We start from the raw sequence: 12,549 nt of genomic DNA on the forward strand, positions 1-12,549 counted from the left end.
CTCAGAAATTGGCGGGCGTATGCGCGCTGACAATGCGACACGGCTGATCTGACGTATTGGTAAAACTGTGCGGCAAACCGGTATCAATCACGTAGCTTTCGCCGCGGTTAAGGTGATAACTCTGACCGTTCACCACCAGGGTGATTTCCCCCTCCAGCACCGTGCCGGTCTCTTCCCCCGGATGGCGCAGCTTTTCACCGGTGCTGGCCCCCGGCTCGTAGCGCTCCAGCAGCATCGCCAGCGCGCGCTTCGCCGCACCGTTATCAATCAGCTGTAAAGAAACACCGAGGCTGCCGATCTCAACGCAATCATCCGGCCGTACGATGATGCGCGGCGTGGCATTCACTTTCGGCTCCGAGAAAAACTCCGACAGCGACAGCCCATACACTTTGAGTAGCTTTTGTAACGTGCTGACTGCCGGGCTGACTTTATCCTGCTCAATGGTACTGATGGCGCTGTGTGTTAAACCTGACAACTCAGCGACGCGACGCTGAGACAATCCCAACTCCTGCCGGATTTGCGATAAGCGTCGTCCGGGCGCCAGAGTGGCATCATTCATGGCTGCTTTTCCTTGTGATAACGTGCTGCGGCGTGGATAAAGGCCTCGAATAAACGGCGCGAGACCGGATCGCGATCGGATTGCCACTCCGGATGCCATTGCACCGCCAGCGCAAACGGATGCTGGCGCAGGCTGACGGCTTCGATCAGGCCATCCGGCGCGCGGGCTTCAATGCGTAACTGCGGGCCAGGCTCGCGGATGCCCTGGCCGTGCAGCGAATTGACCGCGAACGCAGCAGCACTGCCCAGCAGCTGGCTCAGCAGGCCGTCGGGTTCGGGCTGCACCAGATGCGCCGGCGCGTACTGCTGCTCCAGCGGCTGGCTGTCATCTTCGCGGTGCTCCTGAAACAGATGCGTCTGATGCAGCTGGCGATGCAGCGCGCCGCCGTTGGCAACCACCAGCTCCTGCAAACCGCGGCAGATGCCCAGCATTGGCATCTTTTTCCCGCTGACGTGGGTGATAAGCGCAAAGGACAAGCGGTCACGCGACGGATCGGCATGCGCTTCATGACCTTCTTCACCGTAATGCCAGGGTTCAATATTGCTTGGACTGCCGGTGAGCAAAATGCCGTCCAGCAGCATCATACTGTTTTCTAATAGCTGCGGCGCGTGCATCAGCTGATGCGGTAAAGGCAGCGGCACGCCACCAGCCAGCACCACGGCGTCGAGGTATTTGTTATGCACGGTCTGCCCAACGTGGTTGCCGATGGGGTTCTGGCACATCACTACGCCAATCAAAGGCTTGTCAAAAATAATGCCCATTACGTCTCCACGCTGCTGTTCAATATTTTCGCCGGTTTTGCGCGCTAAGTAGAAAAAGTGTGCAATATATTGTCAATCTAGCAACCGTCTGGTTGTTCTTCAAACAGAATTGTTACATTTGCACACCATTTGCGTTAGAGCTATGTTAGAGGTGTGGCTGTTATTTTGAGCATGTGCAAACCATCTTAAACGGTATAGGGCGGGTGGGAAGATGACGAACCTCGTGGAAGTAGAAGACTTCACGCGACACAGTGAAGAAAAACGAACCAGCGCGTTCCAGCTGGAGGTGAAAACCTGGCTGGAACGCCATCCGGAAACGCAGTATGTCGATATTCTGTTAAACGATCTCAACGGGGTATTTCGCGGTAAACGCATTCCCGTCTCCGCGTTAGCTAAGCTGGAAAAAGGGTGTTACTTTCCGGCCTCGGTTTTCGCCATGGACATTCTCGGCAACACCGTCGAGGAAGCCGGCCTCGGACAGGCGCTCGGCGAACCTGATAACCTCTGCATACCGGTCCCCGGGACCTTAATTCCTTCCGCCTCTGACCCGCAACGCATCGCCCAGCTGCTGCTGACCATGTGCGACCAAGATGGCACTCCCTTTGACGTTGAACCCCGAAACGTGCTGAACCGGCTGTGGCAACAGCTGCGCAATCGCGGTCTGTTTCCGGTGGTAGCGGTAGAGCTGGAGTTCTATCTGGTGGACAAAAAGCGCGATGCCGAAGGCTATATTCAGCCGCCGTGTGCGCCGGGTAGCGAAGAGCGCAACATGCAGAGTCAGGTGTATTCGCTGGATAATCTCGACCATTTCGCCGACGTGCTGCGCGATATTGACGCGCTGGCGAAACTGCAGAATATCCCCGCCGACGGCGCGCTGGCGGAAGCCTCGCCGGGCCAGTTCGAAATCAACCTGCACCATACGCGCGATATCCTCAAAGCCTGCGACGACGCCATTCTGCTGAAGCGGCTGGTGCGTCAGGTGGCAGAAAACCACGGCATGACCGCCACGTTTATGGCCAAGCCGTATGAGGAGTATGCGGGCAGCGGCATGCACGTACACATCAGTATGCTGGATGCCGCCGACCACAACGCCTTTGCGCTGGATGATGGCAGCGATTCGCCGCTGCTGAAGCGGGCGCTGGCTGGCATGATCGATCTGATGCCGGCATCAATGGCGCTGCTGGCGCCTAACGTCAACGCGTTTCGCCGCTTCCTGCCGGAGGCGTTTGTGCCGCTGCAGGCGTCATGGGGACACAATAACCGCACGGTGGCGCTGCGCATTCCCTGCGGCGATGTAGAAAACCATCGCGTCGAGTACCGTGTGGCGGGCGCCGATGCCAATCCGTATCTGGTGGTGTCAGCAATTATTGCCGGTATCTTGCACGGTCTGGATAATCAGCTACCCTTACCGCATCCGGTGAAAGGCAATGGCCACGAGGCAGAAGGGCTGGAACTGCCGATTCGCCAGAGCGATGCGCTGTACGAGTTTGAAAACAGCTATCCGCTGCAAAAGCTGCTCGGCGAGCGTTTCAGCGGCGTGTGGCACAGCTGCAAACAGTATGAACTGCGCGAGTTTGAACGGCTGATCACCGCCACGGAAATTGACTGGATGTTAAAGAACGCCTGACCGACAGAAGAATTGATCCAACATCTTGTGTCGATGGCCTAAGTTGGGGCAAAATACGCGCCCTGCAAAAGACAAAACATAACCGACGCTAATTACGTCGGTTATTTTTTTGCATGGTGCTTTCACTACATGAACGAGGCCGGACACGCATCCGGATAGATAGACACTGAAACACGCTTGTGCGTGAGATTTGAGGAACAAAGATGGGACTGTTTACAATTGCACCAGCGCAGGCTGGTTCTCGCTTCCGTGATGATTATGGCGCGGCGACAATCGCAAACACTAATATCACTTCTCACTGCAGCACATTGCGCAGTATCCCTGTGGTACAACTGAACTCAGTTGTTGCTGTAGGGGGCCTGAACAATGTCGCTTAATACCTCTGCCGCACCACAGCGTGCACATCTGAAAAAATCTCTGACTTTGATCCCGGTCGTCATGATGGGCCTGGCGTATATGCAGCCAATGACCCTGTTTGATACCTTCGGCATCGTGTCAGGCCTCACCGACGGTCACGTCGCCACCGCTTATGCTTTCGCGCTGATCGCGATACTGTTTACTGCCGTGAGCTACGGCAAGCTGGTACGCCGCTTCCCATCTGCGGGCTCCGCTTACACCTATGCTCAGAAGGCTATCAGTCCGCACGTCGGCTTTATGGTGGGCTGGTCATCACTGCTGGACTATCTGTTCATGCCGATGATCAACATCCTGCTGGCGAAAAGCTACTTTGAGTCGCTGGTGCCGGGCATTCCGTCGTGGATTTTCGTGGTGCTGCTGGTGGCGTTTATGACCATCTCCAACCTGCGTGGGATCAAAACCGTGGCCAACTTCAACAGCGTCATTGTGGTGCTGCAGGTAGTGGTGATGGCAGTGATCACCGGTATGGTGGTGTATGGTGTGGCACACGGTATTGGCGCCGGTACGCTGACCAGTACTAAGCCGTTCTGGTCTGAAAATGCGCAGGTGGTGCCGATGATTACCGGTGCGACCATTCTGTGCTTCTCGTTCCTTGGCTTTGACGGTATCAGTTCGCTGTCGGAAGAGACCAAAGATGCCGAGCGCACCATTCCACGCGCGATTTTCCTGACCGCGCTGATTGGTGGGGTGATCTTTATTGGCGTCTCGTACTTCCTGCAGCTGTACTTCCCGGATATCTCGCGTTTCCAGAATCCGGACTCTTCACAGCCGGAAATCATGCTGTTCGTGGCGGGTAAAGCGCTGCAGATCGGCATTCTGATTTTCTCGGTGGTGACGGTGCTGGCCAGCGGCATGGCGGCACACGCCGGCGTTTCGCGTCTGATGTACGTGATGGGCCGTGACGGCGTGTTCCCGCAGCGTTTCTTTGGCTTCGTGCATCCGAAATTCCGCACGCCGTCGCTGAACGTGCTGCTGGTTGGTGCGGTAGCGCTGCTGGCGATCAACTTCGACCTAGTCACCGCAACGGCGCTGATTAACTTCGGTGCGCTGGTGGCGTTCACCTTTGTGAACCTGTCGGTGATTGCCCAGTTCTGGATTCGTGAGAAGCGTAACAAGACGCTGAAAGACCACCTCAACTATCTGGTGCTGCCCATTATGGGTGCGCTGACGGTGGGTGCGCTGTGGATCAACCTGGAAGAGACCTCGATGGTGCTCGGCCTGGTGTGGGCGGCGATTGGTATTGTTTACCTGGCGTTTGTGACCCGCACGTTCCGCAATCCGGTACCGCAGTTTAGCGAAGAGGTGTAAGGCTTTTCCCTCACCCTAACCCTCTCCCGCCCGCGGGAGAGGGAACCGTCCGAGCGAGTGTCAGGTATCAGCCCAGTAGCTGCACCAAAACGCACTAGACCTCTCCCTCTCCCTGTGGGAGAGGGCCGGGGTGAGGGCATCAGCCCGCACGAAACCCTGCTACGACACCAGCTCCTGCGCATACAAATACAGCGCTTTCAGCTGCGCCATTTTCTCTGCATCGCCCTCATGTAAACTGGCCAGCGACTCCAGCTCCAGCAAAAACGCCTGTACCCGCTCCGCATTAAGCTGCTCGCGGCGGTGCTGCAGCCAGCGCTGCTGCTCTTTATCATCCAGCGTGCCGGGGAAGTTGCGGGCGCGATAGCGGAACAGCAGCTTCGCGATACGTTTATCCTCAAAGGTCAAATCCAGCGCCGGCAGGTTCTGCGGCGGCGTCTGGCGCAGGATGTTCATGCCGGCGCGATCGGCGTCGCTGAAGAAACCGTCATACAGCTGCGCATCGACATCCTCCGATGGCGTGAACGGCTCCGCTTCGGCAAACAGCGTCACCACATTTTCCCGCACTTCGGCATGCTGGCGCAGCAGGGCCAGATTCGCCAGACAGTGCTGACGATCGATACCCAGTCGTTCGGCATCTTCCGGGCGCAACGTATTGGCCGGGGCCAGGACCGGGCACTTATTGATGTGCACCAGCTTGATCGGCACCGCCGGCAAATCGCCCAGATCGCTGTGTCGCGTATACAGCCGCTCGCGTAGCTCATCCGGCGACAGCGTCAGCAGCGGCGTCATGTCGCCGGCCAGATCGGCCACGATCAGCGCGTTTTTGTTATCCGGATGCCACGCCAGCGGCACAATCCAGCTGGTATTGCCGCGCGCCGCGCCGAACATGCCGGAAACGTGCACCAGCGGCTTCATCTGCGGAATATCAATCAGCGTCATCAGTTTCTGCTTGTTGCGATGGGTAAACAGAAACTCAAACAGCTTCGGCTGCTTCTCCTGCACCAGCTTTGCCATCGCCAGCGTGGCGTACACATCGGACATCGCATCGTGCGCCTGTTCGTGTGCCACGCCGTTAGCCTGGGTGAGATGCTCCAGCTTAAAGCTCGGGAAACCGTCGTCGTTCTCCGGCCAGACGATGCCTTCCGGGCGCAGCGCATAGCAGGCGCGCATCACGTCGAGCAGATCCCAGCGCGAATTGCCGTTCTGCCAGCTCCAGCCATACGGGTCGATAAAGTTGCGGTAGAAGATATTGCGCGTCACTTCGTCATCGAAGCGCACGTTGTTGTAACCGATCACACAGGTTTGCGGTTCGCTGAACAGCGCGTGAATGCGCTGAGCAAACTCCACTTCCGGCACGCCGCGCGCGTTGGCCACCTGCGGCGTGATACCGGTGATCATTACCGCTTCCGGCTGCGGCAGGTAATCGTCCGCGAGCTGGCAGTAAAACACCTGCGGTTCGCCTACGGCGTTAAAGGCTTTGTCGGTGCGCAGGCCTGCAAATTGCGCCGGACGATCCAGCGACGGGCTTTTGCCGAAGGTTTCATAATCGTGGAACAGAAAAGTGAACTCAGAGGCGGGCACGGCGTTATCCTGGCTATGGAAAATCAACGCACAGAATAGTCGTCAGCCCGGTACAGCACAACCTCGATCGCCATCGCTGCGAGCGGGCGCGCAGCATTTGTCCGCGGTTCATACTTTTTTTCAATTTATTCAGATATCAAAGCGCTATTTGCCGTAAAACGTGCGGCGGTAAATTCATTTATTTGATGTTGAGGAAGAAGTGTTGAAAAGGCGTCTGTTGGTAACTGTATCTGGAATGATTGTTTGGGCATCGCTGGCGCACGCGGATGACAGCATGCCGTTTCCCCTGACGCCGCCGGCCATTGATGCCGCGTCCTGGGTGCTGATGGACGCCACCACCGGGCAGATCCTCACCGCAGGCAACCCGGATGCGGAGCGCAACCCGGCCAGCCTGACCAAACTGATGACCGGTTATGTCGTCGACCGCGCGGTCGATCAGAAGAAAATCACCCGCGACGATGTGGTCACGGTGGGTAAAGACGCGTGGGCCGCCGGCAATCCGGTGTTTAAAGGCTCGTCGCTGATGTTTCTTAAGCCGGGCGATAAAGTCACCGTGCGCGACCTGATGCGCGGCGTGATCATCGATTCCGGCAACGACGCCTGCGTGGCGCTGGCCGACTATGTGGCCGGCAGTCAGGAGAGCTTCGTCAACATGATGAACAGCTACGTGCAAAAGCTCGGCCTGACGCACACCCACTTCGAAACCGTGCACGGTCTTGATGCGCCGGGGCAGCACACCACCGCGCGCGATCTGGCGGTGCTGTCGCGCGCCATCATCAACGGTGAGCAGGATTTCTACGCCATGTACAGCGAGAAAACCCTCAGCTTCAACGGCATTACCCAGAACAACCGTAACGGCCTGCTGTGGGATCAGAATCTGCACGTCGACGGCATGAAAACCGGCCACACCGAGAGCGCCGGGTTCAACATCGTCGCCTCGAACATTGTCGGTCGTCATCGTCTGATTGCGGTGATCATGGGCGGGAAAAGTTCGAAGGGACGAGAAGAGCAGGCGCGTAAACTGCTGGTATGGGGACAGAACAACTTCGACACCGTGCAGCTGTTCCACGCCGGGAAAAAGATCGGCAGCGAAAACGTCTGGTACGGCAACCCGCACAAAGTGGACGTCGGTACCACCGAAGATATCTATCTGTCACTGCCGCGCAGCGAAGTGTCGAACGTGATGGCGAAGTACGTGATCAATCGTAAAGACCTCGAGGCGCCGCTGAAAGCCGGCGAGCAGGTGGGTGAAATTCAGGTGCTGGATAAAGACAAGCAGCTGGCCAGCTATCCGCTGTACGCGCTGCAGTCGGTCTATGAAGCAGGCATCATCACGCGCATCAGCGATTACGTGAAACAGAAACTGTAAGCCGTCGGGCGATAAGCAAACGCTGCGTTACATCCTTGTGTGCACTGAGAAAACAAGATGTAGCGCAGTTGTATTATTGCGCAAAAAGTTGCGCCAGCCCCTCAATGTTCGTGCTGCGCCAGGGTAACATAGCGCGCAAATTTTTATCGCACCCGGACCACCATGTTACGCGCTGACAAGCCCATCTCTCCGATTGAGTTCTGGTTTTACCGCCACTACCGCGCCGTGCACGGCGTACGCATTGCTATCGCCTTTGTGCTGTGCTTTCTGTTTGTCCGTCTGACCGATATTCCGGAAGGCACCTGGCCGCTGATCACGCTGGTGGTGGTGATGGGACCGATCTCCACCTGGGGCAATGTTTTGCCGCGCGTGGTGCAGCGTATCAGCGGTACCTTTGCCGGGCTGATATCAGGGCTGATCGCGCTGAAGCTGGAGCTGCTGTCACTGCCGCTGATGCTGGTGTGGTGCTTTATCGTGATGATCGTCTGCGGCTATCTGACGCTGGGCAAACACCCGTATATGGCACTGCTGATCGGCATCACGCTCGGCGTGGTGGTCGGCGCGCCGGCCGGCGATTTCACCGTGGCGCTGTGGCGCGGCGGCGATGTGATTCTCGGCTCGCTGATGGCCCTGCTGTTCAGCGCGATCTGGGCGCAGCGCGCCTATACTCACTGGCGCATTCAGCTGTCGGACGCCTTTATCAACATGGCGAAGATTCATCACGCTGGCTTTTCTGCCAATCTGGTGGAGAAGCCGCGCCTCAATCCGCGCTTCCAGAAGCTGCTCACCAGCGTGATCAAAATGCGCGCGCTGCTGGAGCCGGCGAGCAAAGAGACGCGCATCCCTAAATCGGTGTTTGAAGCCATTCAGACCATTAACCGTAATATGGTTAACACCATGCAGATGCAGATTGAAGCCTGGTGGGCGTCGCGCGAGAGCCATCTGATTTTGCTGAACGCGCCGACGCTGCGCCGCACGCAGCAGATGACCGAGAACACCCTGAACGCGCTGTCAGCGTTGATGGTGAAAGGCGAGACTGAACAGGTGATTGCCAACAGCCACGAGCTGGAAGCCATCACCCAGGAGCTGGAAGCGCTGATCGCCAACGGCAGCGCGCGGCTGGAAACCACCGCGATTTACGGTTACGTCTGGCTGAGTCTGGAGCAGGCGCGTCAGCTGGAGCGCATGACAGACCTGGTGCGTCTGGCGCTGCGCAAATAGTTTTCTCAGGCAATGACTTAGTGCGAATTGCCCTTTCTTTGCGCTAAGATAAGTGCCAGTCCGAATTTAGCGGTGAAAATTGCGAACCCGGCTTATAAGCCGCTAAGCTAAATGTCTTCCCGGTTTATGACTATTTTGCCTGCCGCGGCAGGCCACAAGAAAGGTGCCAACATGGAAAATGCCAAGCAATCATTTCAGGACGTACTGGAGTTTGTGCGTATGTTTCGTCGTAAAAACAAACTGCAGCGCGAAATTACGGACAACGAAAAGAAAATCCGTGATAACCAGAAACGTGTGTTGCTGCTGGACAACCTGAGCGAGTACATCAAACCTGGTATGAGCGTGGAAGCGATTCAGGAAATCATCGCCAGCATGCGCGTGGATTATGAAGATCGCGTGGACGAGTACATCATCAAAAACGCCGATCTATCGAAAGAGCGTCGCGAGCTGTCGAAAAAGCTCAAAGCGATGGGCGAACCAAAAGGGCAGTAAGCTTCACGGGCTTGATAGCCGCGTTTTGCTCCAGGGTCGCCCTTTACGGCGACCTTTTTAATGCCCGCGCCAGCTGCTGTAACTGCTGCGCAATCTCTGCCACATCCACCTGCTGCTGCAACGGCGCCGCCGTGGTGGCGCGCAGGACCAGCTCGGTCTCCAGCGGCTGACTGTCCGGTATCTCTCCTTCCAGCTGCGCCAGCAGACGATCGACGCTCACCGTGCCTAACTGCTGTAAATCCTGGCGCACCGTGGTCAGCGGTGGCTGATACCACGCGCTCTCCGCCGTATCGTCGTAACCGATGATCGACATCTCCGCAGGAATCCGTACGCCATGCTGATGCAGCGCGCGCATCGCCCCCAGCGCCATTTGATCGTTAGCCACCAGCAACGCCTGCGGCAGCTGGTCGGGCAGCAGTGTCAGCAGCGCCTGGTAGCCGGACGCTGCGCTCCAGTCGCCGCTCAGTACGCAGTCCGGCACCAGCTGATGACGCGCCAGCGCCTGTTGCCAGGCGCTAAATCGCGCCCGCGCTGACGCGGAGCTGGCAGGCCCGTTCAGCACGCCAATCTGCCGGTGGCCGAGCGCCACCAGATGATCCACCGCCTGCTGCGCACCGCTGGTGCTCCGGTACTGACACTGCGCCACGGCCGCGCTGCGCTCCACATCCAGAAACAGCGTCGGTTTGCTGCCGCACTGCTGCTGAATCTGCGCCGCCTGCGCGGCATCCAGCGGCAGGTTGATCAGCAGAGCATCGACGCGCTGCGCCAGCAATTCATGCACCGTGTCCTGCGCGTGGCTGGTGGCATTGGCCATGGCGATCACCAGATGATAGCCCTGCGCCGCCGCGCGCTGCTGAATCGCCGAAGCAATCTGCGCCGGCGCCATTAGCGCCAGATCGCTGGTCGCCAGCCCGAGCGTGCGCGTGGCCTTGCCGGCTAGCTGCTGCGCGACCCGGTTTGGCACGTAGCTGAGCTGCTGCATCGCGGCTTCCACCCGTGCGCGGGTGCGGGGTGATACCTGCGCCGAATGGTTCAGCACCCGGGAAACCGTTTGATAGGAGACGCCAGCCAGCCGGGCGACATCGTCAAGCGTTACGGAACGCGCTGTCATTGATCCCTCCTGATGAGAATGCGGCGAGTGTAGCAAATTTTTCCCTGCCGTCGCGGTATTAAGGCGTTACACTGCCAGTGATAACGCAAGGAGAAAGTGATGCAGCTCAATGACCATCAAATTCAGGATATCAACACCATTGCCGCCTGGCTGGCGCTCGATCAGCTGCCAAAGGACGGTACGCTGGAGGTCGATTTAGCCATACTTGCCGGACATGCGGTGCTGCCAAACGTCGAAGCGGTGATTGCGCTGGCGAAGAAATATCAGCTGCCGTTGCTGATCAGCGGCGGCATCGGTCACTCAACCGCGCTGCTGGCCGCGATGATTGCCAGCCATCCGCTCTATCGCCAGATCGACACCGCCGGCAAGGGCGAAGCACAGCTGCTGGGCGAGATGGCGCGCGTGTTCGCTGAGCTGCCTGACGATCAGCTGCTGCTGGAAACCGCCTCGCGCAACTGTGGCGAAAACGCCGCCTTAAGCCAGCGCCTGCTGGATGAGCAGCAGTGGCAGCCGCAGCGCGTGCTGCTGGTGCAGGATCCGTTGATGCAGCGCCGCAGCTGGGAAACCTTCCGCTGGCAGTGGCGCGATCGTGAGCATGCGCCGGAATTCATCAGCTGGCCGGTGTTTGTGCCGCAGGTGATGATGGATGCGGGCATGCTGCGCATCGTTGGCGCGCCGCCGCAGGGGTTGTGGTCAGTGGAGCGTTTTCTGTCGCTGCTGATGGGCGAGGTGCAGCGCCTGCGTGACGACGCCAGCGGCTACGGCCCGAACGGCAAGGGGTTCTTCGGACACGTTGATGTACCCGACGCGGTCGAAGCAGCCTGGCAGCGCCTGATGCAGCTGCCCGGCGTGCAGTCGCGGTTGGGTTAAGCCGTCACCAAAAGCATATATGATTGAGTAAAAATAATATTTTGCACTATCCGTAGCGGCGCAATTTATTGCGCAACCGGCCGCGGTGCGGAAATGCACATTGCGCGATAAATCGCGCCGCTACGGTTTGTGCGACTGGCTGGTGCCGCAATGACCTGTCGCACAAATAACAGGATGCGCATTCATGCGCACCTGGCACGCCACGCACCGGACCGATCACCGCGTCTGCAAATATACCTGCAAATTCACATACACCGCGTTCAGCAACGGCGCCGCCACCGCATGGCGCGCGCCGCGCACCAGCAAATCGCCGATGATCTGATCGGCTTCGATATCATAGCCCTGGGTTAAATCGCGGTACATGGATGAGGTCATCGCCGCATCAGGATTGTTCAGCGTCTCATAAATCTTCGCCGTCACGGCCGGACGCTGCTGATAGCCATCGGCGGTGATCACCGCCAGCACCTCGGCGAAAATGCCCTGTAGCAGCGCTTCACCACCGACTGAACGCAGGATGTGCTGAGTATTGCCGCGCGCCACACAACACACCGCACCCAGCGTGCTCAGCAGCAGCCACTTCTCCCACAGCTCACTGATAATATTATCGGCGAACACGCTATCAAACTGCGCATCACGCAGCGCGGCATCCACGCGCGCCAGACGGGCATCGTTGTTGCCGTCCAGCGCGCCGTAGTAAAGCACGTGCAGCGGCGACAGCTGCATCACTTCGCCGTGCTCGCCCAGCGTGGCGTGAATCTTACACAGCCCGCCAATCACCTTGTCACCGAAACGTGCGCGCAGCGTATCAATATGACGCATACCATTGAGGATCGGCATGATCAGCGTCTGCGGCCCGACCGCCGGGGCGATGTCTTCAATCGCCTGTTCCAGCGCAAAGCTTTTCACCGTCAGGATAATCAGATCGTAATCACCGGTCAGCGTCGCGGCCAGCGCCAGCTGCGGTTGCAGCACCGTGCTGCCTTCCGGCGTTTGCAGCACCAGTCCGGTCTGTTGCAGCTGCTGCTGCCGGCGCTCGCGCACCAGAAAGGTCACATCACGGCCGGCCTGCGCCAGGCGCGCGCCAAAGTACCCGCCGGTGGCACCGGCTCCCACAATCAGAATACGCATGGACTGTTTTCCCGTTAAGCATGAAAGCCTTACCTTAAAGCGCTGCGCGTCACTGCGCCACACCGCAAATGCGGAAAACCGTGATAATCTCAGCGATGAGCAAAA

The 12,549-nt window shown here is 58.4% G+C and carries 11 protein-coding genes; 6 read left to right on the top strand and 5 right to left on the bottom strand.

The genetic code is table 11. The features are described from left to right. Position 1: 1 nt before the first annotated feature. Together puuR and puuD are read right to left on the bottom strand one after the other, a co-directional pair. A complete protein-coding gene (gene puuR / locus CBW22_RS23720) occupies positions 2–559 on the bottom strand; it encodes an HTH-type transcriptional regulator PuuR (protein WP_031280073.1) in 558 nt (185 codons plus the stop codon). Continuing rightward, complete coding sequence (puuD, locus tag CBW22_RS23725) at positions 556–1,320, bottom strand: gamma-glutamyl-gamma-aminobutyrate hydrolase (protein ID WP_088518043.1); 765 nt, start codon at positions 1,318–1,320, stop codon at positions 556–558. Before puuD ends, puuR begins: the two co-directional genes overlap by 4 nt. A gap of 211 nt (positions 1,321–1,531) precedes the next feature. Here puuD and CBW22_RS23730 point away from each other — a divergent pair, with 211 nt between their 5' ends. Together CBW22_RS23730 and CBW22_RS23735 are read left to right on the top strand one after the other, a co-directional pair. After that, entirely contained in the window at positions 1,532–2,947 is a 1,416-nt protein-coding gene (locus CBW22_RS23730; protein ID WP_021509364.1) for a glutamine synthetase family protein, read from the top strand. Between the two features lie 366 nt (positions 2,948–3,313). Then, entirely contained in the window at positions 3,314–4,672 is a 1,359-nt protein-coding gene (locus tag CBW22_RS23735) for an APC family permease (RefSeq protein WP_058757322.1), read from the top strand. Positions 4,673–4,831: 159 nt separating this feature from the next. Here CBW22_RS23735 and sbcB read toward each other — a convergent pair whose 3' ends face one another. After that, positions 4,832–6,253: an exodeoxyribonuclease I gene (sbcB, locus tag CBW22_RS23740; protein ID WP_058757323.1), complete on the bottom strand. Its 1,422-nt coding sequence runs from the start codon at positions 6,251–6,253 to the stop codon at positions 4,832–4,834. A gap of 202 nt (positions 6,254–6,455) precedes the next feature. Between sbcB and dacD the strand changes: the two genes are divergently transcribed. The 3 genes from dacD (at position 6,456) to tmaR (ending at position 9,335) form a co-directional block, all read left to right on the top strand. Further along, positions 6,456–7,622, top strand: a complete 1,167-nt coding sequence (gene dacD, locus CBW22_RS23745) for a serine-type D-Ala-D-Ala carboxypeptidase DacD (RefSeq protein WP_176428180.1) — start codon at positions 6,456–6,458, stop codon at positions 7,620–7,622. 162 nt (positions 7,623–7,784) lie between these two features. Beyond that, on the top strand, positions 7,785–8,843 hold the full coding sequence (locus tag CBW22_RS23750) for an FUSC family protein (RefSeq protein WP_058757324.1): 1,059 nt from the start codon (positions 7,785–7,787) through the stop codon (positions 8,841–8,843). Positions 8,844–9,014: 171 nt separating this feature from the next. Continuing rightward, positions 9,015–9,335, top strand: a complete 321-nt coding sequence (gene tmaR, locus CBW22_RS23755; RefSeq protein ID WP_021509369.1) for a PTS system regulator TmaR — start codon at positions 9,015–9,017, stop codon at positions 9,333–9,335. Positions 9,336–9,378: 43 nt separating this feature from the next. Here tmaR and CBW22_RS23760 read toward each other — a convergent pair whose 3' ends face one another. Then, a complete protein-coding gene (locus tag CBW22_RS23760; RefSeq protein ID WP_088518045.1) occupies positions 9,379–10,446 on the bottom strand; it encodes a LacI family DNA-binding transcriptional regulator in 1,068 nt (355 codons plus the stop codon). Between the two features lie 99 nt (positions 10,447–10,545). Here CBW22_RS23760 and CBW22_RS23765 point away from each other — a divergent pair, with 99 nt between their 5' ends. Next, a complete protein-coding gene (locus CBW22_RS23765; RefSeq protein WP_058757325.1) occupies positions 10,546–11,316 on the top strand; it encodes a YdcF family protein in 771 nt (256 codons plus the stop codon). A gap of 216 nt (positions 11,317–11,532) precedes the next feature. On the opposite strand, the gene CBW22_RS23770 is transcribed toward CBW22_RS23765, so the two are convergent. Beyond that, positions 11,533–12,444, bottom strand: coding sequence for a ketopantoate reductase family protein (locus tag CBW22_RS23770; RefSeq protein ID WP_088518046.1), 912 nt, complete (start codon positions 12,442–12,444; stop codon positions 11,533–11,535). Positions 12,445–12,549: the final 105 nt, after the last annotated feature.

The organism is Pantoea sp. VS1, assembly GCF_002207995.1.
Taxonomy (GTDB): domain Bacteria; phylum Pseudomonadota; class Gammaproteobacteria; order Enterobacterales; family Enterobacteriaceae; genus Pantoea; species Pantoea dispersa.